This is a genomic window from Corynebacterium sp. MSK039 (genome assembly GCF_030232315.1).
Lineage (GTDB): Bacteria > Actinomycetota > Actinomycetes > Mycobacteriales > Mycobacteriaceae > Corynebacterium.
This window is the reverse complement of sequence record NZ_JASPJL010000002.1, coordinates 69,341-94,765: the sequence shown is the minus strand read 5'-3', so window position 1 is coordinate 94,765 and position 25,425 is coordinate 69,341. Positions and strand designations below refer to the sequence as shown.

Annotated in this window: 16 protein-coding genes; 5 read left to right on the top strand and 11 right to left on the bottom strand. The window is 67.0% G+C overall.

Features of this window, described 5'->3' with window-relative positions; translation table 11 throughout:
- Window positions 1-160: 160 nt before the first annotated feature.
- Complete coding sequence (locus QP997_RS02050) at window positions 161-3,166, bottom strand: UPF0182 family protein (RefSeq protein WP_284846200.1); 3,006 nt, start codon at window positions 3,164-3,166, stop codon at window positions 161-163.
- A gap of 141 nt (window positions 3,167-3,307) precedes the next feature.
- Between QP997_RS02050 and QP997_RS02045 the strand changes: the two genes are divergently transcribed.
- Window positions 3,308-3,844 (top strand): PPA1309 family protein, encoded by a 537-nt coding sequence (locus tag QP997_RS02045; RefSeq protein ID WP_043951981.1) that lies wholly within the window; start codon window positions 3,308-3,310, stop codon window positions 3,842-3,844.
- 25 nt (window positions 3,845-3,869) lie between these two features.
- On the opposite strand, the gene QP997_RS02040 is transcribed toward QP997_RS02045, so the two are convergent.
- Window positions 3,870-4,946 carry a YlbL family protein gene (locus tag QP997_RS02040; protein WP_284846059.1) on the bottom strand — a complete coding sequence of 359 codons (1,077 nt, stop codon included), beginning with the start codon at window positions 4,944-4,946 and terminating at the stop codon, window positions 3,870-3,872.
- 183 nt (window positions 4,947-5,129) lie between these two features.
- Here QP997_RS02040 and QP997_RS02035 point away from each other — a divergent pair, with 183 nt between their 5' ends.
- Complete coding sequence (locus tag QP997_RS02035; RefSeq protein ID WP_284846058.1) at window positions 5,130-6,770, top strand: zinc-dependent metalloprotease; 1,641 nt, start codon at window positions 5,130-5,132, stop codon at window positions 6,768-6,770.
- On the opposite strand, the gene QP997_RS02030 is transcribed toward QP997_RS02035, so the two are convergent.
- A complete protein-coding gene (locus QP997_RS02030; RefSeq protein WP_284846057.1) occupies window positions 6,767-7,363 on the bottom strand; it encodes a M48 metallopeptidase family protein in 597 nt (198 codons plus the stop codon). The genes QP997_RS02035 and QP997_RS02030 overlap by 4 nt on opposite strands.
- Window positions 7,364-7,538: 175 nt before the next feature.
- On the opposite strand from QP997_RS02030, the gene QP997_RS02025 reads away from it, so the two are divergent.
- The gene (locus tag QP997_RS02025; RefSeq protein WP_284846056.1) at window positions 7,539-8,513 is read left to right on the top strand and encodes a type 1 periplasmic-binding domain-containing protein; all 975 of its coding nucleotides are present in this window, start codon (window positions 7,539-7,541) and stop codon (window positions 8,511-8,513) included.
- Window positions 8,514-8,625: 112 nt separating this feature from the next.
- On the opposite strand, the gene QP997_RS02020 is transcribed toward QP997_RS02025, so the two are convergent.
- From QP997_RS02020 to QP997_RS01990, 7 genes are all read right to left on the bottom strand, one after another.
- The gene (locus tag QP997_RS02020) at window positions 8,626-10,833 is read right to left on the bottom strand and encodes an ATP-dependent DNA helicase UvrD2 (protein ID WP_284846055.1); all 2,208 of its coding nucleotides are present in this window, start codon (window positions 10,831-10,833) and stop codon (window positions 8,626-8,628) included.
- Window positions 10,834-11,907, bottom strand: a complete 1,074-nt coding sequence (locus QP997_RS02015; protein ID WP_070758697.1) for a potassium channel family protein — start codon at window positions 11,905-11,907, stop codon at window positions 10,834-10,836.
- Window positions 11,908-12,046: 139 nt separating this feature from the next.
- Window positions 12,047-15,721: an ATP-dependent helicase gene (locus tag QP997_RS02010; protein WP_284846054.1), complete on the bottom strand. Its 3,675-nt coding sequence runs from the start codon at window positions 15,719-15,721 to the stop codon at window positions 12,047-12,049.
- Window positions 15,722-15,724: 3 nt separating this feature from the next.
- A complete protein-coding gene (locus tag QP997_RS02005; protein WP_284846053.1) occupies window positions 15,725-19,267 on the bottom strand; it encodes an ATP-dependent DNA helicase in 3,543 nt (1,180 codons plus the stop codon).
- A 63-nt stretch (window positions 19,268-19,330) separates the two neighbouring features.
- Entirely contained in the window at window positions 19,331-20,485 is a 1,155-nt protein-coding gene (locus QP997_RS02000; RefSeq protein ID WP_284846052.1) for a TIGR02569 family protein, read from the bottom strand.
- Between the two features lie 13 nt (window positions 20,486-20,498).
- The gene (locus tag QP997_RS01995; RefSeq protein WP_284846051.1) at window positions 20,499-21,503 is read right to left on the bottom strand and encodes a DUF3152 domain-containing protein; all 1,005 of its coding nucleotides are present in this window, start codon (window positions 21,501-21,503) and stop codon (window positions 20,499-20,501) included.
- Window positions 21,504-21,535: 32 nt separating this feature from the next.
- On the bottom strand, window positions 21,536-21,769 hold the full coding sequence (locus QP997_RS01990) for a DUF3107 domain-containing protein (RefSeq protein WP_070761653.1): 234 nt from the start codon (window positions 21,767-21,769) through the stop codon (window positions 21,536-21,538).
- 103 nt (window positions 21,770-21,872) lie between these two features.
- Here QP997_RS01990 and QP997_RS01985 point away from each other — a divergent pair, with 103 nt between their 5' ends.
- Complete coding sequence (locus tag QP997_RS01985) at window positions 21,873-23,351, top strand: DEAD/DEAH box helicase (protein WP_284846050.1); 1,479 nt, start codon at window positions 21,873-21,875, stop codon at window positions 23,349-23,351.
- Window positions 23,351-24,637 carry an Rv3212 family protein gene (locus QP997_RS01980; RefSeq protein ID WP_284846049.1) on the top strand — a complete coding sequence of 429 codons (1,287 nt, stop codon included), beginning with the start codon at window positions 23,351-23,353 and terminating at the stop codon, window positions 24,635-24,637. Before QP997_RS01985 ends, QP997_RS01980 begins: the two co-directional genes overlap by 1 nt.
- On the opposite strand, the gene QP997_RS01975 is transcribed toward QP997_RS01980, so the two are convergent.
- A complete protein-coding gene (locus QP997_RS01975; protein WP_070758715.1) occupies window positions 24,634-25,047 on the bottom strand; it encodes a hypothetical protein in 414 nt (137 codons plus the stop codon). The genes QP997_RS01980 and QP997_RS01975 overlap by 4 nt on opposite strands.
- Window positions 25,048-25,425: the final 378 nt, after the last annotated feature.

The window sequence follows — 25,425 nt, the reverse complement described above, 5'->3', positions numbered from 1 at the left end:
CAATTCCTTGGCTGACCTCTGTCTGCAACATCGACTAGCCTAACAAGGCTCCATACAAAAGCAAAATCGCCCGCTGGCCTGCGCTCTTCCATCGAGCGCTGCGACCAACGAGCGATCAGCGGCTAGCTACTGGGCAGCCAAGCGGCCACCCAGCCTGCCCCTACTGCTGGGACTGCAGTTCGCGGACTGCCTTGTCCAGCTCGTCGAGTGCCTTACCGAATTCCTCGAAGGAGCCGGACTGGCGGGTGCGGTTGACCTTGTCCATCGCATCCCGGACCTTCTGGGCAGCGTCGCCCTGCGGCAGCTGACCAGCCGCCCCAGAGCCCTGCTCCTGATCCTTGTTCTCGTCCTTCTTATCGGACTCGCCTTCGTCCTTCTTATCGCCCTTGCTTGGGTCCACGACGCTACCGTCGACCTCCTCCAAGTCCGTGGCGGCAGCCGGGTCGATGCCCACCTGCTCCAGGGCCTCGGCGATCGTCGGCGCGTAACCGACCTGACCGTTGTAGGACACCAGGACGCGCAGCAGCTTCGGGAACGCGGACTCCTGGTCCTTACGCTTGGAGTACACCGGCTCCACGTACAGCACCTGACCGTCGCCCACCGGCAGGGTCAGCAGGTTGCCGTTGATGACGTCGTTGGTGCCCTCAAGCAGGGTGCGCTCACGGGCGACCTCGTCGGAGGACATCATCGTGTCCTGTGCCTGCTTCGGACCCTGGGTCTGCGTCTGGGTCGGCAGCACGCGCACGTGGATTTTGCCGTAGTTCTCCGGGTCGGAGGAAACGGTCATGTGCGCGGCCAGGAACTCACGACGCAGACCGCGGAACGGGGTGATCAGCTGGAAGCTCGGCTTGCCGGTCTCCGGGTCGGCGGCGACCACGTAGTACGGCGGCTGCGCCAGCTCACCCTTGTTCTCCTTGGCGGTCGGGTCGGAAGGCACAGACCAGAAGGCGTCGTTCTGGAAGAACACGCCCGGGTCGCTGACGTGGTAGCGGGCGATGAGCTCGCGCTGCACCTTGAACATGTCACCTGGGTAGCGCATGTGCTGCATCAGCTCGTCGCTGATCTCGGACTTCGGCTTCACGACGTCCGGGAACGCGCCGCGCCAGGCCTTCAGGACGGGGTCCTTCTCGTCGAATTCGTAGAGCTCGACGGTGCCGTCGTAGGCGTCGACGGTGGCCTTGACGGAATTACGGATGTAGCTGACCTTGTCGGTGACCAGCTGCTCACGGCGGACACCATCGGGGTTGGTGGTGTCCGTCGTGGTCTCCGTCAGGCTGGTGCGCTCGGAGTAGGGCAGATCCGTCAGGGTGGTGTAGCCGTCGACGACCCACTTGATGCGGCCGTCGATGACGGTCGGGTAGGTCTTCGAGTCGGTGGTCAGCCACGGTGCAACCTTGTGCACGCGCTCGCGGGGGTCGCGGTTGTACAGGATGCGGGAGTCCTCGCCGATGCGGTCGGTGAGCAGCAGGTTCATCGACTCGAAGTGGGCGGCGTACATCAGGCGGTTGAATGGATTATTGACGTCCACCCCGCCCTTACCGGTGTAGGTGTAGTTGCTGTCCTCGGTGTCGTACTCCAGCGGGTTGCCGCCGGTACGGCCGACGATGGCGTAGTCCGAGTTCGGCGTCGGGTTGGAGGCGATCAGCGGGCCGAAGTAGATACGCGGCTGCTTCAGATCCAGCTCCAGCTCGCCACCCTGGCGACCCCGCTCCAGGGACTGCAGGTCGGCGACGGTGTAGACCGGGTAGCCACCGCGGGCGGAACCGACGTCGCGGGCCACCTCGTCGACCTTGCGGGCCGGGGCGGCGATGAAGCCGTTGCCGTGGGTGTAGACGGTGTGGCGGTTGATCCAGTCCTGCTGGTTGCCTTCCAGGGTGTTCGGATTCAGCTCACGAGCGGCGACGACAAAGTCGCGCATCTTGCCATCGACCTCGTAGCGGTCCACGGCGAGCTCATCGGAGAAGCCGTAGAAGTTACGCAGCTGCTGTTGCTGGGTGAACGTCGGGGACAGAACCTGCGGGTCGAGAAGACGGATGTTGGAGAGAGTGACGTCGTCCTGGGCGATGGAGCGCTCCGCCTTCTTGCCACCCTGCTTGGTGCCCCAGTTGCGCTCGTAGGTGACATTATCGTCCCCGAGGCCGTAGGCGTGGCGGGTGGCGTCGATGTTGCGGGCGATGTACTCGCGCTCCTTCTCCGCGCGGTTCGGCGCGACGGAGAACTGCTCCAGGATTGCTGGCCAGGCTACGCCGGCGACGAGGGAGGTCAGCAGCATCAGGGCCACGGCGAGCGCCGGGATGCGCAGGTCCTTCATCACGATGGTGAGGAAGAACAAGGCAGCGACGAAGATGGCGACGACGAGCAGGACGATCTTCGCGGGCAAGACGGCGTTGATATCCGTGTAGGAGCCACCGGTGAAGGTGTCGTGCTGGCGGTTGAGCAGGTCGTAGCGGTCGAACCAGTAGCCCACGGCCTTCACGATCATCCAAATGCCGGCGATGATCGCCAGCTGGCGGCGGGCCGCCGGGGCGACCTTCGCTTTCTCCCCCACCCGCGGGTTACCGGTGGTGATAGAGCCCAGCAGGTAGTGGCCGATGCCGTTGACGAAGAAGGCGATGATGAGCATGAAGCTGAGCAGCCCCAGGATGAGGTTCAGCATCGGCAGGTTGAACGCGTAGAAGCTCAAGTCCTTGCCGAACTGCGGGTCCTCCACCCCGAAGGAAGAGGAGTTCCAGAACAGCATCGCGCGGCGCCAGTTGCCCTGCGAGACCAAGCCGACGACGATGCCCGCCAGGATCGGCAGCCACACCAACATCGGGCGGACGGTCTGCCGGATCGTCGGTCGGTTCGCGGCCAATGGCGAGGCTGAGCCGAGCGACTCCAGGCTGGTCGGCCCCTTGCGGTAGGCGGCGAAGGCCGCGAGCCAGACGATCGCCCCCGCAACCAGCCCGAAGATCAGGAATAGAATCACGCGGGTCACGATGACGCTGAAGAATACGCCCTGATATTCCAGGTCACGGAACCACTGCCAGTCCGTGTACGCACCAACCACGATGGGCACCAAGAAGAACGCCACGCCCAGCGCCATGACCAGGCCGGCGATAATCTTGGAACGGCGCGAGGGCGTGAAATTTGCAGATGAGGCGCCAGATGGAGGCTGTGCCGACATACTCAAGGGTTCACTACTTCCTACGCAGAATCAGATCTAACAGTCCAGGATACGTAGTAAAACTTCCCTCGCGAAATGAGTTTTTGCCCCTAGCGATGCTGGCTGCCGCCACGTATGGGGCGGCGGGCTAAACTCGCGGCCATGAACCTCAACGATGACCGCATCTTGAACGCCGCCCTCATGGAGGCCGTGGACTTCATCCAGGCCGAGGGCTGGGACCGCCCCGCCACCCTGTTCGCCCTCGTTCCGACGGAGCTGGTCGCCGACGCCCTGGAACTCACCGAGGACCGCAACCCGCTCTCCCTGATCGTGCAGGACGACCTGCCGGAGCACATCCGCCCCGGCTCGGAGGAGCTGGGCGAGTTCGTCGCCTCCATCCGCTGGCCTGCGCAGGTGGTGGGCGCGATCCTGGCCCAGGAGATCTCCTTCGTGGACTCCTCCCTGGGCGAGGACGCAGCCCCGCAGCAGGCACGACTGTTCAGCGGCATCTTGGACGCGGGTGCCCGGGATGGCGCCGCGGCGGCGGGCGATGGTTCCGAGCGCACCTTGCTGCAGCTGCGTCCGACCGAAGAGGAGCTCGCGGCCGATCCCTTCGGCCAGGACCGCGTGGAGCTGCGGGGCGGGGAGGATATTGCGCCGGGCGTGATCGCCGCGCTGCGCGCCACCTTCGTGGACTAGGGCCTCGCTAGGGCTTAGCTGCGCCCTAGCTGCAGGTGTCGAAGCCGCCCCCGGAGCGGATGCCCTCCAGGTCCTTGACCGCGTCCTCGAGGGAGTCGACCTTCACCAGCTTCGGCCCGGCGTCCTCCACCGTGAGCGCCTCGGCGCAGTTGCCGACGGGCACCAGGAAGTACTCGGCCCCGGCGTCCGCGGCGGCGCGGATCTTGTGGGTGATCCCGCCGATGGCCCCGACCTGGCCAGCAGCATCGATGGAGCCGGTACCCGCGACGAACGCGCCACCCGTCAGATCTTGCGGGGTGAGCTTGTCCACGACGGCGAGGGAGAACATCAGCCCCGCGGAGGGGCCGCCGACGTCCTGCAGGTTATAGCGCACGCGGATCTCACCCGCGGGCTGGGATACGGAGGTCACGCCCAGGAAGGCGGAGCCCTGCTCGGCCCGCTGGAGGTGCTTCGGTGGCTCGCCGAGCGTGACGGTCACCGTCTCCTCCTTGCCCTGCCGGTCGACCAGGACGTCGATCTCGTCGCCCGGTGAGTGCTCGCCGACCACCCGTGCGAGCTCGTCGGGGGTGGTGATGGTTCGGCCGCCGACCTCGCGGATGACGTCGTTGACCTTGATCTTCCCCGCTGCCGGCGCGTCGTCCAGGACGTCGATGACGGCGGTTTCCAGCGGCTTGTTGAGATAGTTCATCGCCGCGGTGGTGGCGTTGGATTCCGAGGCGGCGAAGGCTGCCTGATTCTGCTGCTGGACTTCCTCGGGAGACTTGTTCGCGGGGAAGATCTGCCCGATCGGCACGAGGGTGTCGTCGGTGGTCAGCCACCGGGCGAGCGCCTGGCCCAGGGTGAGCTTGGTGTGCACGGAGACGGTGGTCATGTTGAGGTGACCGGCGGGTTTATTGGTCTCCGCACCGGTGATCTCGACGACCTGCTTGCCGCCCTCCTCGCCGAGGGTGTTGAAGGTCGGCCCCTTGCCCTCTGCCGCGTAGGGAACCGTCAGGTCGATATCGGTGCCCGGAATGCTCGGTAGGCCAAGCAGGGTCACCAAGACGACGACCGGGGCGGCGCCCAGCGCGATCGTTCGGTTGCGACGGTTCCAGATTTTCATCGTTCATACCCTACCTGCTCGTGGGGACTGCTGGGTTGAGGCAAGGCCGGGCGGTGGGTGCGGGGTGACGTCCTCAATATGGAAAGGGTGACGGGAAGCGATGGCGGGACCGTTCGCTCACAGCACACGGAACGGGCGGTTTTTGGTGGGGCGCTGTCCGCTGCGATCAGTAAGGTTGTTGGCATGAGTAATTTCGGCTTCGGCATGCACCCCAATAACAACGGTGGCAACGGCGACGACAACGGCCGCGACGATGATGACCACAAGGATGGTCAGAACGGTGGCGACGATCGTGGCGGCCAGGGCGACGGTCGAGGCAATAATCCTTTCGAATTTATCTTCGGCGGCCCGGGCTCGGGTGGTTCTGAGCAGTCGAATCCCTTCGGCGGTGGCTTCGGCAGCGGGAACCTCGGCGACCTGCTGAACCAGTTCGGCTCGATGTTCAGCGGCTTCGGCGCGGATCTGAACAGCACGAACGCGGATGATGCCGTGAACTATTCGATGGTGGAGCGCACTGCTCGCCAGCACATCCGCAGCAAGCAGCAGGCCAGCGAGGGTGGGCAGCACCCGTTCGGCGGTTTGTTCTTCGGCTTCGGCGCTGGCCCCCAGCGCGGATCGGGGTCCAGCACGCCGAGCCAGTCGGATTCCCAGGCCGTGGCGGAATCCGTGCGACTCGCGGAGCTGTGGCTGGACGGGGCGACCACGCTGCCTGCGGGCGCGACCGGCTCCGTCGCCTTCGGCCCGGAGCAGTGGCTGGAGGAAACGCTCGAGACGTGGAAGCGGATCTTCACCCCGCTGGCGGAGAAGCTCGGCGAGGCCGCGATGGGCGAGATCCCGGAGGAGATGCGGGATCAGATGGGCCCGTTGGCCGGCATCATGCGCCAGGTCAACGCGATGAACTTCTCCATGCAGTTGGGCCACACACTCGGCGAGCTGGCGACGGGTGTCAGCCACTCCACGCAGTGGGGTATGCCGCTGGCAAGCGGCAACGTGGCGGCTGTGGCGACCGCACAACTGGAGTCCATGGCCGAGAAACTGGGCACGGATAAGCGGGAGGCGCTGATCTACCTGGCGACCCGCGAGGCCGCACACCACCGCCTGTTCAAGCACGTCCCGTGGCTGGCCGAGCGCCTCATCCTGGATGTTGAGGAGTTCGCCCGCGGGCTGGCGCTAGATACCTCCGCGATGGAGGAAGCGATGCGGGAGTTCAACCCGGAGTCCATGAATGATCCCGCAAAGATGCAGGAAATGATGGCTCAGATGCAGGGCCAGGACCTCTCCCCCAAGGTCGTGTCCGCGAACGCGCACGCCCGCGAGCGGCTGGAGACCAGCCTGAGCCTCGTGGAGGGCTGGGTGGACTACGTGGTCGGCCAGGCGCTGGCGGATCGGATGCCGAATGCGTCGATCCTCACCGCGGCGTGGTCCTCCTACCGCAACACCGAGTCCCCGGAGATGGAGGCTCTGAGCAAGACGGTGGGTATTTCCCTGCTCGCGCCGCGCGCCAACGATGCCGCTGGTCTGTGGCACAAGCTGGATGAGGCCGTGGGCGCGGAGAAGCGCGACGGAATCTGGGATCACCCGGACCTGCTACCGCTGGCCAAAGACCTGGACAACCCGGCTGGATTCATCGGCAAGGTGGCCTTCGACGGCGAGGAGGAGGACTTCGACCCGATCAGCGAGATCGAGAAGCTGGAGGCGGAGCTGAACCGCCAGGGCGGGCCGCGCGAGGAGCGCACCAACCGCCGCCGCCCAGAGCAGGACGACAAGCCGGATAAGGGCTCGGAGCCTGAGGACGACGAGGACGACGCTGGCGGCGAGCGCTAGCGCTGCGGTTCCGGGCCATCGCCCGGGCAGCCCCAGCGCTGATAGGCCTCGAGGTAGCCGCGGGCCCGCTCGAGCTGTGGCGCGCGGCTAGCCCAGTGCCAGAAGTCCGCGCCGTGGTTGGGGATCCACGTGTGCACGAGTTCGTGGATGATCACGGAGTTCAGGACGTAGTCCGGCACCTGTTTAAGCCGGTGGGAGATGCGGATGCGCCCGGTGCTGGGGGTGCAGCTGCCCCAGCGGGTGGTCATGCTCTCCACCCAGGTGATGGACGTCCATTCCGCCTGGCCGGCTAAGTATTTGTCATTCAAGGCCTCGGCCAGGGCCTGGAGCTGATCGTCGCTGCGCTTGTGGTTCGTGGCGCGGGTGGCTTTCTTTTCTAGCCGGGCGATGAGCCCCTCCCCCGCGGCCACCAGCCGCTCCAGGCCCATCGCGGCCGGAGCCAGCATCACGATTGTTTGCCCTTCCCAGCGGGCGGTGATGGTCTTCTTCCGCCGCGCCGAGAGCCGCACCTCCACCGGGCGGGCCGGGGTGCTGAGCCGCGCGGCAGCCTGCTGGGCCTTGCGTTGCGTGGCGGTGGGCTGGGCTCTGGTCATGGAAGCACATGTTAGCCGCCGCGCTTGTCGCTAATCCTTCGCGGTTTCGCACTTTGCCCACGCCCCGGTGCCCGCGTGGCTAGAATTCTGCGCAGACACAGCACGCGGGCGGCGGGGGCCGCCCGGGCGCGGATCGGGCCGCGCCTCAGGGGAGCTGCAGATCCGAGGGGGAATCATGGTGCACGCAACCGCCGAAAAAGCCAGGCCGCAGGGCTCGCGAACCGCGAATGCCACAGCCAGCTCCGGTCCGCCTGCCCGGATGGTGCTCCGCCCGGGCACGGCGGTGCTGCTGCGGCCAGACCGCAGCATCCAGTTCGGTATCCACCCCGGCAACGCAGTGATCCTCCCGGTGCCGGCCGCCGTGGATCCCGGCCAGGTGTTGCAGGTGATGATGCAGGCTCGCGCGGGCATGACCGCCGAGGATCTCGCCGCCACCCTGGGCTACTGCGGCTTCACGTCTGTTGAGGCGGGTTCCATCGCCGAGGAGCTGGCCCGGGCCGGGGTACTGGTCGCCGCTGAGGATCAGGCTATCCCGCTGCTGCGCTTCGGCAAGCCCTCCCTGGCCCTCGCCGATGCCCTCTTCACCCACGGTGTGAAGGTGGACTGGTTGGAGGCGCCACGCACCACCAGCGAGGCACGGTCCGGGCAGGTCACCACCAGCCAGGGGCGTACGGCCCGCAAGGACGTCCTGATCCTGCCGGGCGGGCTCTTCCCGCCACCGGATGTGCAGTTCTGGCTGCACGAAAAGCTCATCCCCCACTACCCCACCGGGGTGATCGACGGGTACCTCACCTTTGGCCCACTGATTATCCCCGGGCGCACCGCCTGCCTGAGCTGCATCGACCAGGCCTACCTGGAGCGCGACGCACTGTGGCGCAGCACCCGTGCGCAGGCCACGGCCCGGCCGGTCAGCTACACCACCGCGGAGCACGGCCTGCTGGCGGAGATCACCACCCAAATCATCCGGGAGCACATCATCCCCTGGCGCGATGCCGGCTCGGACCCAGCCGCGCTCCCGCCACTGCTCACCCAGCGGCAGTTCTTCGACACCACCGGTTTCGCCATCCAGCCCGAGGAGGTGCGGCGCGAACCGGAGTGCGTGCTCTGCCGCATGGCGGTGGCTGGCCGTGGGCTGCATGTGACTCGCTAGGCTCTGCTGCCCCGGCTCCCGGCTTCGGAGCGCACCTGCACCACCAGCCACGGCAGCCCTATCCCGGTCGTAGCACCCCTCCCCTGCCCACCCAGCTAGCCCGCGGGTACCACTATCCCGTGGCGTAGTTCGCGGTGATGGCGAGGACGTCCTCCCCGAACTGTTCGATCTTCATCGGCCCCACGCCCGGGACCTGGATGAGCTCCTCTGGGCTGGCGGGCATGCGCTGCGCGATGGCCAGCAGCGTGGCGTCCGTGAACACCACGTATGCCGGAACACCCATGGACTTTGCGGTGTCCAGCCGCCACTGCCGTAGCTCCCCGATGACCACCTGGTCGGTTTCCAGCGAGTGCTGCCCGCAGCGGCCGAGGATCTTCGCCTCCGGGGTGGACAGGGGCGTGCCGCAGACGGCGCAGGCGTTCTTCGGGGCGCCCGTTTTCCGACGACGCCGCGCCTGGTCCAGGTCGATGGCCAGTTCGCCGTCGTCCTCGTCCTCCCACGGCACCAGGTCGTCGAGGAATCGGGTGCGCACCCGGGACTGTTTACCGCCTTCCTGCCGGGCGAGTGCCCAGGAGAGGTGGAGGTGTTCGCGGGCGCGGGTGACGCCGACGTAGAGCAAGCGGCGTTCCTCCTCGATCGCGTCGGCAGCGCCCGCGCCCTTGAGGGCGTGGTGGATCGGGAACATGCCCTCGTAGAGGCCGACGAGGAAGACGGCGTCCCACTCCAGGCCCTTGGCCATGTGGACGCTGACCAGGGTCACGCCCTGCACCTTGGGCGGGTTCTTGGAGCGCACTCGCTCCTGGAGCATGCCAATGACCCCGAGGTAGCTGATCTGTGGGTTCGCGGTGAGGATCTCCTCGATCAGCTCCACCAGGGCGTTGAGGGACTGCCAGCGCTGGCGTTCCTGCGCACCGCTGGGCTCGGTGGCCGTCAGGCCGACCGGGGCGAGTGCCGCCTTCGCGGCGTTGAGGATCTCCTCCCGGGTCTCCGGGCCTGTGCTGTCCGCGACGGTAGCGCTGGCTTCTCCGCCAGCGCCGCCTTGTCCGCCAGCGCCGCCGGGTCCGCCGGGTCCGGCATCCGGCCCGCCACCTGGCTGGCCGCCGAAGTTCCGCGCGCTCTTCGCCAGCGCCCCCAGGCCCTGGCGAATCTCAGCGCGGGAGAAGAACCCTTCTCCACCCTTGACCTGGTACGGAATCCCGGCCTCTTCCAGGGCGTACTCGAGGGCACCGGCCTGGGCGTTGATGCGGTACAGCACCGCGATCTCGGCGGGCTGCACGCCCTGTTTGATCAGCTGGGCGATCTTCTCCGCCACCCCCTTGGCCTCTGCGGCCTCGTCGGGGTACTCCACGAACTCCGGCTCCGGGCCGTCGGGGCGCTGGCCCTCCAGCTTCAGGCGGGTCCCGGCAGCCCGGCCCTTGGCCTTGCCGATCACCTCGTTGGCTAGCTCCACGACCTGCGGGGTGGAGCGGTAGTCCCGGTGCAAGCGCACGGTGGTAGCCTCGGGGAATTTCGTGGTGAAGTCCAGCAGGTAGCTGGGGCTGGCTCCGTTGAAGGAGTAAATGGTCTGGTTGGCGTCGCCCACGACGGTGAGGTCGTCACGCTCACCGAGCCAGGCATCAAGCAGGCGCTGCTGCAGCGGGGTGACGTCCTGATACTCGTCGACCACGAAGGTGCGGTACTGGGAGCGGAACTCCTCGGCGATACCGACGTTGGACTCGATGGCGGCGGCCATATTCAGCAGCAGGTCGTCGAAGTCCAGCAGCATGCCCTCGGGCGTAGCCTTGAGCTGCTCGTAGTTCTTGAAGACCTTGATGAACTGCTCGGGGCTCACGGGGCAGTCACGGCGCTCCGGCACCATGACCTTCGGGTAATCCTCCGCGACGATGAGCGAGGACTTGCACCACTCCACCTCACCGATCAGGTCCTTGAGCAGTGTGGTGGTGGGTTCCAGGCCGGCGCCACGGGCGGCTCGGCTCATGAGCGGGAACTTGGAGTCCACGAGCTTCCACGGCAGGTCGCCGGCGTATTTCGGCCAGAAGTAGCCCAGCTGGCGCATGGCGGAGGCGTGGAAGGTGCGGGCTTGGACGCGCGCGACGTTCATCATCGCGAGGCGTTCCCGCATCTCGGAGGCAGCCCGGGAGGTGAAGGTCACGGCCAGCACCTGGTCGGGGTTGACGAAGCCGCCGTCCACGAGGTGGGCGATGCGGTGGGTGATGGTGCGGGTCTTGCCGGTGCCCGCGCCCGCGATGATCGCGACGGGCCCGCGGGGGGCAGTTGCTGCGCGAAGTTGTTCCGGATCCAGGTGATCCCTGGTCTCCAATTACTCTCCCTCCTCGAGGTTGCCCATGCCGCGAACGTAGAGGATGCGGTCGCCCGGTTCGACGGTCTCGGCTTCGGCGGAGTCGATGCGGTACAGCGCGCCGGAGCGGACGATGCCAAGCACGATGTCCTCCAGCACACGCGGGTTGCCGCCGACTTCCTCTTCCTTGGCGGGGCGTTCGGCGATGGAGAAGCCCTCGTCCGGGGAGAGCAGGTCCTCCATCATTTCGGTCACGGATGGGGTGACGGTTGCCAATCCCATGAGGCGGCCGGCGGTCTCACTGGACACGACCACGGAGTCCGCGCCTGACTGTCGCAGCAGGTGGGAGTTATCGGATTCGCGCACGCTGGCGATGATGGTGGCCGAGGGCGCGATCTCTCGGACGGAGAGGGTGACCAACACGGCGGTGTCGTCCTGGTTCGGGGCGACGACGACGGCCCGGGCGCGGTTCACGCCGGCGAGTTTCAGCACGTCGGAGCGGGTTGCGGAGCCGTGGACGGTGACCAGGCCCTGGGCGTTGGCGAGGTCGAGGGCTTCCCGGTCGAGGTCCACGACCACGATCTGCGATGGGGAGACGCCGTCGGCGAGGAGGGCTGCCACGGCGGACCGGCCCTTCGTGCCGTAGCCGATGACGATGGTGTGGTTGCGCATTCTTTTCCTCCAGCGGCGGATCATGAAGGTTTGGCGGGATTCCTTCGTCAGCACGGTCAGCGTCGTGCCGACCAGCAGGGCGAGGAAGATGATTCTTAAGGGGGTGACGATCAGCGCCGTGATGAGGCGTTCCTGCTGGCTGACCGGGGTGACGTCGCCGTAACCGGTGGTCGACAGGGTGATCGTCGAGTAGTACAGCGCGTCGATGAAGGTTTCGACGCCGGCGTATCCCGCCCTGCCCCGGTAGGTCAGGAGCGCCACCCCGAGGATGAGGCCGAGTGCGTAGAGCATGCGGCGGCCGATGAGCCGCCAGGGGCTGCGGTATTCCTCTTCCGGCAGGCGGAGGATGTTGAGCAGCGCGTGCGGCGGGAGACCGTCAAGTTCGCCTTCCGTCTGGAAGCGTTCCCGCATTCTAAACCGCATGACTTCCTATCCTGAGGTGGGTGCGTGGGGTGGGTTCGTGCCCTGCCCCATCGGTTGTTGGGTGCCCGGCCCGTCAGTGGGACCCGGCCCCTGCCCCGTGGCCCGGGGCGGGTTGTCGTGAACCATCAAATTCTAGGGCTTAGGACTTGTCCAAGCCTAGCCGGGCGATGAGTTCTTCTTCGTTCGGCAAGTCTTGCACGTAGTGGGTGTGTTGGGTGCGCACATAGAAGAACGCGGTGCGCACGTTGTCCACCGGCACCCCCACACCCAGCTGGCGGCTCAGGATTTTCGCCCAGGCCAGCCGGTAGGCGGCGAGCTGGAGCTCGGCGTTCCTCATGTCCCGGCCGGTGGGCATCTGCCCGGTCTTCCAGTCGACGACGAGCCAGCCCGCGGCGGGGTCATCGCCTTCGTGGAAGACCGCGTCCATGCGGCCGTTGAAGACGAAGCCGCCGATGTTGACCAGGTAGGAGCCCTCAACCGACTCCGGGGTGCGCTGTGCCCACTCGGAGCCGAGGAACTTGTTTTTTAGCTCCTCGAGCTGCGGGTCCTGGAGGGTGGCGTCGGAGGCGCCGGGCATTTCGTCCTCGTCGAAGAGCATGGCCTGGTTGTAGTGCTGCTCCACCCAGTTGTGGAAGGCCGTTCCGCGCTTGGCGTAGGGCTGCGGCTGCATCGGGATGGGACGACGACGCCGCCGCGCGAACTGTTCCGGGTCCTGGTTCATCGCGACCGCTTGGGTTGCGGTGAGCATCGGGTCGAGCGGGACCTCCACGGCGGTGAGGGTGCGCTGCTGGTGCTCTTGGATCAGCAGGCGGGTTTCCTCGTCCCATTGCCGGGTCAGCATATCCTGGTTGGCGGTGGATTGGCTTGCGGGGTCGCCGGTGGTGGCCGCGCCGAGCGCATCAACGACCATGCTTGCCCCCTCGGCCGCGCCAGGTCGGCTGGCCAGTGGTGCGGGCTGTGGCCAGCTGGCCTGCTCCTCGGCGGCTGACGTGTGGCGGGTGGCGGCGTAGTCCTCGCGCGCGGTGAGCTGCTCGGCCGTGGGATAGAGGTAGTGGTCAATCTCGGTGGCCTTGCCCTTGTCCACCCTCGCGGCATCCTTCTTGCTCGGGGTGCGGCCAAGGTCGGACCAGGTGTGCACGCTCGCCCCTGGCAGGGGCGCACGGGCATCGGTGATGCGGTTTTTCAGCAGCACCAGGTTCAGCGAGGGGTCCAGGGCGGTATCGTTGCCGGGGCGGTACGCGGCCCCGCTCACCAGCAGCACCCGCTCGGTGCGGGTGATGCCCACGTAGAACAGCCTTTCGCTCTCCTGTGCCTCGGTCGCGAGCAGCTGGGCCCGGAAGGCCTCAGCGGCATTGGTGAGGTCCACGCTCTTCTCGGCGTGGCTGATGTCGTAGATCGGGTAACCACCGGGTTCGCCTTCGGTTTCCGCGTCGCCGCGCAGGCTGGAGGGCAGGAGCTCGGCCTTCGAGATCCACCGGTCGATGGTGATCCCCGGAGCCTCGGCGTCGTAGAAATTCTTGCGGTGCGCATAAGGCACGGCAACGATGTCCCACTCCAGCCCCTTGGAGCGGTGGACGGTGAGGATCTGCACGGTATCGGTTTTCGCTTCCACTTCGCCGGGTTCCAGGCCGGCATCGTGCTCGTGAGCGGCGCGTAGGTAGTCCACCAGGGCAGACGCATTGCTGCCGACCAGCCGGGAGAAGTCCTGGACGATCTCTGCGAACTTGTCGAGGTGGCTGGTGCCGATCGAGTCATCGGGGTTGCGGTGCCAGCGGGTGAGCACCTCGGTGCGGATGCCGATCATGTCCTCGATATCAGCGATGAGGTCCGGCAGCGGCTTGGTGAGGCAGTTGCGGCGCAGGTGGCCGAGCTCGCGGGAGAGTTCGGCGATAGCTCGCGTGCCCTGCGGGCTCATGCCCTGCTCTTCGGCGTCCGCGAAGTCCGCGATGGCGTCTGCCAACCCCACGGTGGCATCCGCGGGGTTGGGAATCGCGTCGAGGAGCTGCTCACGCAGTGGGGATTCGAGGCTCTTCAGCTCCTCGTAGGCGGGATTGTGGATCCACGGGTCCTCTGCACCAGGGCTGGTCGCAGTACTGTCTGCGGCCTGGTTCATCTCCCCTGGGTCGGTGTCCCCCTTGGCGCGGCGCTGGAGCTGTTGGGCGCGGCGGGCGAGGATCTGGAGGTCCCGGGCCCCGAGGTTGAAGCGCGGGCCGGTAAGCAGGCGGAGCATGGCTGGGTCGTCCTCCGGGTCGACGAGGGCGCGCAGGGTGGCGTAGACGTCCGCGACCTCGGGGATGTCCAGCAGCCCCGCTCCGCCGGTGAGCTCTACGGGCACGCCCTTGGCGCGCAGGAGTTCGAAGATGGGGAGGGCTTCCTTGTTTTTCCGCACGAGCACGGCCGCGCTGAAGGGGTTGATCTTCTCCCCCGATACTGCGGCGGCCTCCTTGCGCTTCTTGAAGCTCTCCCAGCGTTGTTGCAGCTGGTCGGTGAGCCATTCGAGTTCCTGGTCCTCTTCGTCGAAGAAGGCCACCTGGATGTCGCCGTCATCGGCGCCCTCGCGGGGTTTCAGCTCGGAGACGGTGCGGTTGTCACCCAGGGTGCGGGAGGAGACGACGTTCGCCAGGTCCAGTACGGAGGCGGGGTTGCGCCAGGAGGTGGTTAGTTCGAGCTTCTGGGCGGGTTGCCCGCGGAAGGGGAAGTCGGCTTCGAAGTTCCCGAGGTTGGAGGAGGTCGCCCCACGGAAGCCGTAGATCGCCTGCATGGGGTCGCCCACGGCGGTGACGGCGAGCTGGTCGTCCTGCCCGTCCCCGAAGAGGGAGCGCAGCAGCACGCGCTGGGCGTGGGAGGTGTCCTGGTATTCGTCCAGCATGACCACGCGGAAGCGTTCGCGCTGGGATTGGCCGACGATCGGGTGCTCGGAGACCAGTTTCGCCGCGAGGGTCATTTGCTGGCCGAAGGTGCGCACGTCGAGCTCTTTTAGCCGCTCCCAGTACTTGGGGATCCAGGGCAGCAGGTCCAGGCGTTCCTGGTTGGCGTCGCGCAGCTCGTATGCCTTGAGGGAGAGGGGCTTGCCCACGCCGTGTTCGACCTGTTGGAAGGTGTCGATCAGCGCTTCGGTTTCGCCGCGGACGTCCTTAAGGTCAGCGAGGTGGTTATCCATCTCCTCGGAGAGGGTGTGGATGAATTCGATCATGCGGTTCATCGAACGGGAGGTTGTCAGCTCGCGGTCGTGATCGATGAGCAGCTGGCGGGTGATCATCCATTTTTCAGCGTCGCTGATGATCCGCCCGCTGGGTTCCACGGGGGCGAGCAGGCCGTACTCTCCCACGATGTTGCCGGCGTAGGAGTCGTAGGTGGAGACGGCGGGCGAGATGTTGCGCAGCGCTTCGTGGCGCGGGTCGTCGGCTGGCAGGTGCTCGCGGAAGCCGCTGCGGGCCAGTGTTTCCAGCCGACCGCGGATGCGCTGGCCAAGCTCGTTGGCGGCCTTGCGGGTGAAGGTTAGGCCCAGGACGTGTTCGGGCAGCACAAAGCCGTTGGCGACGAGCCAGACCACGCGCGCGGCCATCGTCTCGGTCTTTCCTGCCCCGGCACCAGCGACGACGATGTAGCTGCCCTGCGGTGGCGCGCTGATAACCGCGGATTGCTGTGGGGTGGGTGGGTAGGGCTGCTTGAGCCACCGGGTGGCGAGTTCCTCAGGGCTGATGATTCCGCCTGCTGGTTTCTGCATTGCTGCCTTTCGCTGCTGTGCGTTGTGCGGGGTCGCGGGCTGGGCGTTGCTTGTGTTTTCCGCGCGGGTGGATTGTGGCTGGCCCATGGTCTAGCTGACCACCTTCCGGCCGGCGTCTTTGGCTGGGCAGATCAGGTGGTAGCTGCAGTACTTGCACTGGTCATCGCCTGGGGTAGCTATCTGTATGGGCTCGCTGATCTGGTCCGCGGCGGCGAGCAGATTCTGCTTGGTCTCGGCGAGCTGCTCGGGCGAGAAGTCCGGTTGGCTGGACTTCTTGAGCTGCCCATTGCTGGTGGCGGGATAGATCAGATGCGCACCGTATGGCTGCTTGTGGCGATCCGCGTGCACGAGGAATTGGTAGGCGCCGAGCTGGCGGCTGGCCTGGGCTTCGGCCGAAGTTTTGGCAGTTTTCCCGGTCTTGAAGTCGTAGACAATCACCCGGCCGTCCTCATCGGTGGCCATGAGGTCGATGCGACCGCGGAGGGTGACCTCCTCCCCGGTCGGCAGGGTTCCCAGGGAGGTTGCAAGCTGTTGCTCGACCTCCCATTGAGTGCCCTCGGCGTCGCTACGGGTGCCCGTGATCCAGCTGTGGAGGTTCTCGATGCCTTGCTCCCAGCGTTCGAGTGCTGCGTTGACTTCGAATGCTGGCCCCACGACCGCCCAGCGAAGCGCGGCCCGCGCGGCGTAGCGAGCATCCTCGAGGCTGAGGTCTTGTTGGACGATGGCCTGGGCGATGGCGTGGACGACGATGCCCACCCGCATCGCGTTGGTTTCCTCCTGCGCCCCGCGGTGGTCGTCGAAGAAGGTTTTGAGCGCGCAGTTATCGATATTGTCCAGTTTGGAGGGGCTCAGGGAGACCCCTCCGCGCCGGTCGGTGATCCGCTCCGTGGTGGTGGGTTCGGCCATGCCCCACCAGTCGACGGGGTGGCTGCCGAAGATCCCGGCGTCAGCCATCGCGGCGAGGTTACGCGCGGCGGCGCGGCGGCGGTGGTGCCGTTGGGTGGGGTCGGTGACCACGTCGCGCAGCTCGGCGATGAGCGGCTCGAGCGCGAGCACTCGCGGCAGGGCGCTGAGCTGTTCTGCTGGGCTGATCTGCTCGGCCGAGCTGACCTGCACTGCACCTTCACCCTGCTGCGCAACTTCACCCAGTTCCAGGCCCAGCCCAAGCTCCCCTTGCACGGGCTCGCCCGGCGCGGCCTCCTGCCCCACCGGACCGTTCTGCTCAACCTGGTCAACGGTTCCCAGCGGCACAGCCGCTCCCGGCGCGTCGGCGATCTCCTCGACGAAGCGGGAGGGCACGCCGTTTTCCACGCTGGCGTTGTCGATGCAGGTCACCAGGGTGTTGTGGGTGGCTCGCGAGATGGCGACGAGGAAGAGCCTCCGCTCCTCGTGGACCGCACTCGCCACGCGCGAGACCCGCGTTCCGGGTTCAATGCCCCGGTCCAGTAGATCAACAAGCTCTAGCTGGCCGAAGAGCCCGCCCACGGTGGGCCCAGCGGGCCAGCTGCCTTCCTGCACGCGGGAGACGACCACGGTATGCCACTGGCGGCCCACGGCGGCGTGGGCGGGCAGGATCTCCACGGCGTTGCTAGCGATCCCGCGCTCACGGCCACCGGTGGGCAGCTCCTGGGCGCGAACTTCCTCGCAGAAGGTGCGGATCGAGGCGTTGGGGTGGCGCTCGACGAAGTCCCCGGCCATGTCGAAGAGCATCATCACCGAGTCGAGGTCCTGGTCCGCCTGGGAGCCGAAGGTCCCGCCGCGCAGGGCCCGTTCCTGCAGGCGGGTGTCCAGCCCGGTGGCCTTCCAGATCTCCCAGAGCACCATCTCCACGGACTGTCCCGCCCGTTGTGCCTCCCTGCCCGCGGTGAGGACGTCGCTCATGTCCTGCAGGATCTGCAGCTCGCGGTTGTTGAATCCCGCGGTCCACTCCGCCGCATCCTCCGCGCTGGCGGTGCCGTTGAGCAGGGCGCTGAGCGCGTCGCTGGATTGGTATGGCAGGCCCGCGGCGTTTTCCGGCACCGGCTTGCCCTGCAGGCGTTGGCGGGCCAGCGCCTGGGCCAGCACGCGCTCGAGGCGGCGCACCATGATGGGGTCGGCGCCACCGACCATGGATTCCATGAGCACGCGGACCTCGGAGTTCTCTAGCGGCCGGTAGGTGGCCTCCAGGGCGGTGAGCAGCAGCCGGATCAGGGGCTGTTCCGCGAGGATGATGGAGGTCTGGTCAACCCGCACGGGCACCCCGTGGGTCAGCAGGGCACGCCGGATCGGCGCGATCTCCCCGACGGAGCGCACGATCACGGCCATGTCTTGCCAGGCCACACCGTCGCGGACGTGGGCGCGGCGCAGGGTGTCGGTGATGTGCAGCCGCTCCGCGGTCCCGGAGTTCGCCCGCAGCACTCGGATCGGTTGGTTCCGCTCCCCCGCGGCACCGGACGTGGCCCCAGCGTCGCTGGCATCCGGCGCGGCATTCTCCCCGGCTACTCCGATGCTCCGGGCCGCCTCAGCGTCCTCGGCCACGCGCAGCGGAATGCGGGTGTCCACGTGCGGCAGATTCCCGGTCAGCGCGTTGATGGCCCGTGCGGTGGGCACTCCAAAGCGCTGGGAGCCACTCAGGACCACGCGGTGGCTCTCGTCGGCGGCGTACTTGCTGAGCAGCTCCTCGTCCGCCCCGCGGAAGTGGAATACGCACTGGTCGGGGTCCCCGGCGAGCACCACCCGCGTTTCCGGGGTGAAGAACTGCTCCAGGAACTCGGCGGCTGCCGGGTCGAGGTTGTGGGCATCATCGATGAGGATCAGCCGTAGCTTCTCCCGCCACCGGTCGAGTTGAGCCCGCCCCGGCCCATCGGCCATCTCTTGCAGCGTGGTGTGCAGCAGCTCGGAGGCGTTGAGGCTGATGGACTGGGCCAGCCGCCTCGTCTGCCGGTACTCGTCGAGGAACTGCCCAGCCCCCACCCACATCGGCTGGTCGTACTTCTCCCCCAGCCCGGTGAGCTCGCCCGGCCCCACCCCGCGCTCCTCGGCGCGCAGCAGCAGATCGCGCAGCTGTCGGGCGAAACCCACGTAGCCCAACGCTGGTCTGATGTGCTCCGGCCACGCCCCCGCCCCGTCTTCGGCGTGCCCGGCCAGCAGCAGCCGCACATCCGCATCATGTTCAGCACCGGTGAGCAACCGCGGTGCTTCCCGGTCGCTGGCCAGTAGCATGCTGCGCAGTGCCGCGAAGGCCCAGGAGTGCACAGAACGCACCGGCGTGCGCGTCGCTGCGAAGCTGCTCATGCTTGCCAGCCTGGCTACCAGCTGGGTGTTCACGGCCGTGGCGGCGTCCTTAGTGGGGGTGACCACCATGACTTCGTCCGCCGAACCCCCCGCGGCGAGGAAGTGGACCAGCGTGTCGACGAGCAGGCTCGTCTTACCTGTCCCCGGACCGCCCAGGACGGTCCACGGCGCGGAATTATCGATGCGTTCATCGCCGGTGACGATGGCCCCAGCAAGCCCGTCCCACTCGTGGCCTTCCTCCCCCACCCGGCGTGGTGGCTGCAGCACGACCTTCGCCGCCTCGCGCGCCCCCAAGCGGTCCTCCGGCGTGCTCGGTGAGGCCACGGCGGTCGGCTGTTGATTCTTGGCTGTGTCCATCATGCCAACAGTATGGCACCCGGTGCAGACACGCCCCGCCGCTTCCTTCAGCGGTGTTCGATTATCCTACCCTCGCCCCTGCTCAGGTAGTTTTTCGGCGTCCTCGGTGCCACCCTCGTCGGAATCCTCGGCGCCATCCTCGTCGGCATGCTCGCCGGTCTCGTCGCTGCCCTGTTCCACGGCCGGCTCGCTCACCGATTCCTCGGCCTCGTTCCCGACGTGCTCCCCGCTTTCTTCCGCAGGTTCGCCCTCGTCTTCCCACTCCTGCCGTGCTTCGTTCTGCTGCTCACGCGCGGCGATGACGTCCGCGGTGCGCGACAGCCCCGGCCAGGCCTCTGGCCGCGAGTTAGGCAGCATGGCGTGCAGCGCGAGCCGGTAGAGCACCGCGCGCAGGGCGAGCTGCATGAAGTCCGGGATGTGGGACCAGCGGTCCAGCAGGGCGTCCTCCCCGTTGCCCCAGGCCATCGCGTCGACGACGAGCAGCGCGACTGACCAGCCCGTGGGGTGCCACGCGGGCACCAGGTCGGTGATTGCGGGGTCGGCGGCGCCGTCGAAGATCATGCAGCCAATGACGTCGCCGTGGACCAGCTGGTCCTCCGCCGTGATCTCGGTGCGCAGTGCGGTGACTTCCACGGCCTTGGCCAGCGCTTCGGCGATGTCCTTCCGGGGCACGGCGGTGGCGTCCATGGCCGGGGCGATCCACTCCTGGGGTTGCTCGGCGAAGGAGGCGGCATCCGCGGCGGCGAAGATCTCTGTCTGCCCCCAGGTGCCCGTGAGCTCCGGAGGTGCCAGGAACTCCGGTCGCGGCAGGCCGCGGAGGGATTCATTAATACGCAATGCGGCGGCGGCCATCTCGTCAAAGCGGGGCGCGCGGTGCCCGGAGAGGAAGGTCCGTGCCCGCCACCCGGAGACCGTGTACCGGCCGTCGGTGGAGAGCATGGGGCGCGAAACGCCTACCCCGGCGGGCCGCATCTTCGCGGTGGTTTTGGCGATCCAGGACGCACGCATTGGCTCCTCAGCCAGGGAGATCACCGCGCGGTCGCAGCGCCAGCCGTATGACCAAGGCTGGTCCAGCTGCACGGGGTTGTCCACGTGCGCGTGGAAACCGTTGAGGATGTGGGCTGGCGGCGGGGTTCCCAGCGCGCCAGCAGGGCTAGCTGCGCCGGAGTTAGCAGCACCGGCAGAGCGACCAGCGTCACGAGCAGAGTGGGCATCATTCACGGCGGGTCACCTCTTATTGTTCTTCCGCAACCGGGTAGGGCCACGGGTTCGCACGGCAGGTGGAGTCGCTTTCCCCGTAGATGTCCTCGTCGCTGATCTCCCGGAGCACGCGGTTATCCACGCTCAAGGTTTGCTGCATCATGATCGGCGCGAGCTGCCCGTCCTTCGGGCAGGGCTGGTGTGCGGCGAATCCGATGCCGTGGCCGACCTCGTGGTTAATGACGTACTGCCGGTAGGCCCCGAGGTCTCCCTGGAACGGGATCGCGCCACGGATCCAGCGGGATTCGTTGATGACAACCCGGTTGCCGTCGGAGTAGAAGCAGCTGGTCTCCAGCTTGAAGGTGTTGCCGCAGACCTCGTGGGTGTGGTTCTGGGAGGCCAGTTGGATCCGCAAGTCGGGTTCCTCACCCTCCGGTAGTTCCCCGGCTGCGACGTGCTGGAAGGCGAACTTCCCGCGCCCGGTCCAGCCGCGCGGGTCGGACAGGATCGCGTCCACCGTCGCGGCGAAGGCGTCGTCCCCGCCGAAGGCGGCGGTGTTGATCGTGTCCTCGACCTCGACGGTGTAGGTGAAGAGTTTCCCGTCGCCGACCTTCGGGCCTGGGGCGCCGACGGTGCGGAAGTTGCCGCTGCTGTTCTCGGTCACCGGTCCGCCAGGTGGGAGCTGTCCGGTCGGTAGGTCGCCGTAACCGAAACCGGGGACGGGTCCGGCGGCACCGTCGGCTGGGTCGTCGCTGTTGCTGGTGGCTGCCACGTCGGTGGCGGCGTCCTCCCCTGCCCCGCGGAGGGCGTCGACGAGGACCAGCACGCTGACCAGCGCGAGGACCCCGACGATCCCGATGCGGACGCGGGGGTCGCTGAAGTTGAGCCAGTGAGACCCCTGCCCCTGAGACTGCCGGTCGATCCGGGGCGGGGTGTGGGCGTGTTCGGGCTCGGGCAGCGCAAATTCCTCGCGGCGCGCGCGCCGATGACGCGGCCCGTTGCCCGTGTTCTCGCTACCCGTGCCCTGGGGGTTATTCACCTCGCTCAACCTCTATCTGCCCTTCAAATGGATCAGATGAAGCCCACGGAGCGCGGCTTCTCGGCGCCGACCTGGATGTAGGCGATCTGCTCGCGCAGCAGGACGGTCTTGGTGCCGCGGGCGTCCTCGACCACGGTGGTGGTGGCGGTGCCGTCGGTCAGGAAGTTCTGCAGCTCCTCGACGAGTTCTGCCTGCTTGACCTCGTTCTTGTCGAGGTCGATGGCGAGCTCGCGCTGGGAGTTGATGAAGCCGATCTTCAGTTGCATGCTTTCTCGATCTCCGTCCGTTGGTTCTTGAAAGATCTGGCGCACTGGTCGGTGCGCTAATGTGACCATCATAGTACTGCCTTGTTTTAGGGAGGTTCCGACCGTGCCAGCGCCCCATCTCCCCTCCGATGATCACTCGGGGGCTGCCCCTGGGCCCACGTTCCGTTCCTTGGGGGTGGCAGCCGAGATCGCCGAGGCTTTGGAGCAGGCGGGCATGCCCACGGCGTTTGCGATCCAGGAGCTGACCCTGCCAATCGCGTTGCGGGGCGATGATCTGATCGGTCAGGCTCGCACGGGGATGGGCAAGACGTTGGGTTTCGGCGTGCCGTTGTTGGACCGGATTTTCGACGACGCCGGCATCACCGAACTCGATGGCAGCGTTCGCGGCCTCGTGGTGGTTCCCACCCGCGAGCTGTGCCTGCAGGTGGCCGAGGACCTCACGCTGGCTGCGGCGAACCTCGTGATTCCGTCAACGAAGCACCGGGTGACGGTCACGCCGATCTATGGCGGGGTGGGCTTCAACCAGCAGATTCGGGCGCTTGGCCGGGGCACGGACGTGGTGGTGGGCACGCCAGGCCGCCTGCTAGATCTGCACCGCCGTGGTGAGCTAGAGCTGTCCGGGGTGGAGGTGCTGGTGTTGGACGAGGCCGATGAGATGCTGGACCAGGGTTTCCTGGATGATATTCGGCAGATCATGTCGCTGACCAGCACGGACCGGCAGACGATGCTGTTTTCCGCGACGATGCCGGGGCCGATCCTGAGCCTGTCGCGACAGTTCATGAAGCAGCCGGTGATGATCCAGGCGGATTCCACGGCCGCGGCGGATACGCACGAGCGGGTGACCCAGATCGCGTTCCAGTCCCACAAGTTGGACCGGATGTCTACGCTTTCCCGGATTCTGCAGAGCCCGGGCCGGGGCCGGACGATCGTGTTCACCCCGACGAAGCGCCAGGCCGCGATGGTCGCAGAGGACCTGGCCGCGTGGGGTTTTAGGGTCGGCGCGGTGCATGGGGATATGCGCCAGGCGGACCGTGAGCAGTCCCTGCAGTTGTTCCGGGATGGCGCGGTAGACGTCATGGTGGCCACGGACGTCGCAGCCCGCGGCATCGACGTCACGGATGTCACCCATGTGATCAACTACCAGGTCCCGGAGGACGAGCGGACGTATGTGCACCGGATTGGTCGCACGGCGCGGGCTGGCAAGGACGGCACCGCGATCACGCTGGTCGGTTGGGATGAGGTGCCCCGGTGGGACCACATCAGCGAGGCGTTGGGCTTGGGCCTGGAGAATCCACCGCAGTGGTTCTCCCAGTCCCCTGAGCTTCTGGAGGTGCTGGGGCTCCCCACGGACGAGGAGCTGGGTGACCGGGTGGGACCGAATCGTCGGGTTGCTGGTTCTGCGGCGGCGACGGCACCGGCTCGGCGTTCCCGCGGTGGGCGCGGTGAGCGTGGTTCAGGGGCTGGTTCGCGTGGCCAGGGTGGTCGCGGCCGCGGTCACGGGGCTCGCGGTCGCGCCCAGAGGGCGCATGGCCGCGGCCGTGGTGGTCGCCCGCGCGGCGGGAACGGCGGGGTAAAGAACTGATGGCGCCACACGCCCCCGCACAGCCCGCGCCGCCCACACCTCAGCAGCACCGCTGGCCCCGTTCGGAGCGGGCCTCTCGCAAGGATTTCCTCGCGGTGGGCGCGATCGTCCTGGTTCTCGTGGTGGTGCTGCTCGCTAGCTGGTGGGGTTCAGACGCCCGCCGGGTGGAGCGCACCCAGGTCTCCACTCTTTCCGCCCCGGCGGCGGCTGAGGCCGCGCCAACAAAGCTCCGGGAGCTGTGGCGGGACTCCTCCCCGCAGACGCTCGCCCCTATCCTGCTTGCCGGTGGTGTGCTCACTGCTGAGGACGATGTGCTGTCCATGCATGACCTCCGCTCTGGTGAGGTGGCGTGGACCTACGACCGGGGACTGCCGCTGTGCGATGTGACCTTCAGCAACGACCGGATCGTCGCGGTTTACCGTGGACCGAAGGGCTGCGGGGACGTGGTGAGCCTGGCTGCTGGCACTGGAGAGTACGCACACACCCGCTCGGCGTTGGCGGAGGGTTCCGCCACGGCACTGCGGTCGAATGACTCCACGGGCATCGTGTCCCCGCACCGGGTGGAGCTGTGGCGCAGCGACCTGGTGCGCACCACGGAGGTGGGCCGCCAGGAGGCCCCAGTAAAGAAGGAAGAGCAGCGCTACGCGGACTGTCCTTTCACCTCTGCCCTGACCCGCACCGAGCTGTTGGCGACGACACAGCACTGCGAGGGTGAGGACAAGATGCTGCTGCGGTTGCTCAAGACGAAGCCGGAGCGCTCGGATGTTCCGGAGGACCTGCACACCTTTTACGTGCCCCGGGATGGCCAGTTGGTGGCGATCGCACAGCACCATGCGGCGGTGTACGCGCCGACAGGCGCCCGTGGTGATGGGACGCCGCAGCTGATCGTGGCCAGTGATTCTGGCGAGGTCAGCCACCACCCCATGCCCGCCGCGCCAGTGCTGGCAGACCTCCCGCAGGACACCCCGGGGCTGCCGGTCACGGCGGACCTGCCGCACAATATGACCTGGTGGACGGGCGACTCGGTGGTCGGTTTCCACCCGACACACCTGGCCCCGGAGTTCACGGTGCGCGGCGCGCTGGGCGCAGGTGCAAATATGGCTGACCGGCTGTTGGTTCCGGTCGAGGGCGGCATCCAGATCTTCGACACGGAGCACAAAAAGAAGGAGCGGACACTCCCGGTGCGCCGGGATGGCCTCGCCGCTGGCGCGCCGGTGCACTTGCGGGTCAGTGGTGATTTCGTGGTGGAGCAGCGCGGTGACGAGCTCGTGGTGCTCGGCTCTTAGTCGCGGTAGTGGTCCATCGTCCACCAGTTGATGGCGGTGGGGTTGAACAGCAGTGCGAGCCCAAGGATCAGGACCAGCGTGGTGGGAACGGCCAGCTCGGGACGTCCGGAACGGAACATGTAATAAGCCACGGGAACGAGGCAGATCTGCAACATGACCACCGGGCCGCGTCCCCAGGACCGTCCGCGGTAGAGGAAGTAGCCGCAGACGGCCACGGCCCCGAAGATGAAGAAGAACCACAGGGCGGTGCCGTAGCCGCTGATTTTCGCGGTGGGGTCGTGGAAGCCTTGGGCTTCGCGGACGACGAGGAAGATGCCGAAGGCGATGCCGATGAGGCCCTGGATCAGGCCGTAGATGCCGGCGTATTGGATCACTGTGGGCGGCTTGGAATAGTTCTTCGGGGAGCTCATGCCGATGAGTCTAGCCTTAGCAGGCTCGCTTCCCATTTCTGACCACTCTGCCCTCATGGACGGACCAGTAAACCGCGGGTGAGAAGCAGGACGGTAGGCGCAGCCACGGCGCACCAACCAGGCAAATAAGGGGCTCCTACGTCACTCGGCGCCATTACCCAAATCGAAACAGTGTGAGCTTGGTTACATTTTCTGGGTTAACTCTAGGCAACCTGGGAAATACATGTCATACTCCTTGATGTAACCGCGAAGGCGGTGGGGGAACAACAGCCTACTCACGTTTATGTTGTGGCGTTTTAGCCATGCCATGGCGCGGGTATTGCAGTGCCATTTTCCCGGCGCGCATGTTCGTTCCGCACCGCCTGATCTGCCCTTACC

Coding starts and splice junctions, on each gene's coding strand:
- QP997_RS02050 (WP_284846200.1), bottom strand. CDS start 3,166: ATGTCGGCACAGCCTCCATCTGGCGCCTCATCTGCAAATTTCACGCCC.
- QP997_RS02045 (WP_043951981.1), top strand. CDS start 3,308: ATGAACCTCAACGATGACCGCATCTTGAACGCCGCCCTCATGGAGGCC.
- QP997_RS02040 (WP_284846059.1), bottom strand. CDS start 4,946: ATGAAAATCTGGAACCGTCGCAACCGAACGATCGCGCTGGGCGCCGCC.
- QP997_RS02035 (WP_284846058.1), top strand. CDS start 5,130: ATGAGTAATTTCGGCTTCGGCATGCACCCCAATAACAACGGTGGCAAC.
- QP997_RS02030 (WP_284846057.1), bottom strand. CDS start 7,363: ATGACCAGAGCCCAGCCCACCGCCACGCAACGCAAGGCCCAGCAGGCT.
- QP997_RS02025 (WP_284846056.1), top strand. CDS start 7,539: ATGGTGCACGCAACCGCCGAAAAAGCCAGGCCGCAGGGCTCGCGAACC.
- QP997_RS02015 (WP_070758697.1), bottom strand. CDS start 11,907: ATGCGGTTTAGAATGCGGGAACGCTTCCAGACGGAAGGCGAACTTGAC.
- QP997_RS02010 (WP_284846054.1), bottom strand. CDS start 15,721: ATGGGCCAGCCACAATCCACCCGCGCGGAAAACACAAGCAACGCCCAG.
- QP997_RS02005 (WP_284846053.1), bottom strand. CDS start 19,267: ATGATGGACACAGCCAAGAATCAACAGCCGACCGCCGTGGCCTCACCG.
- QP997_RS01990 (WP_070761653.1), bottom strand. CDS start 21,769: ATGCAACTGAAGATCGGCTTCATCAACTCCCAGCGCGAGCTCGCCATC.
- QP997_RS01980 (WP_284846049.1), top strand. CDS start 23,351: ATGGCGCCACACGCCCCCGCACAGCCCGCGCCGCCCACACCTCAGCAG.
- QP997_RS01975 (WP_070758715.1), bottom strand. CDS start 25,047: ATGAGCTCCCCGAAGAACTATTCCAAGCCGCCCACAGTGATCCAATAC.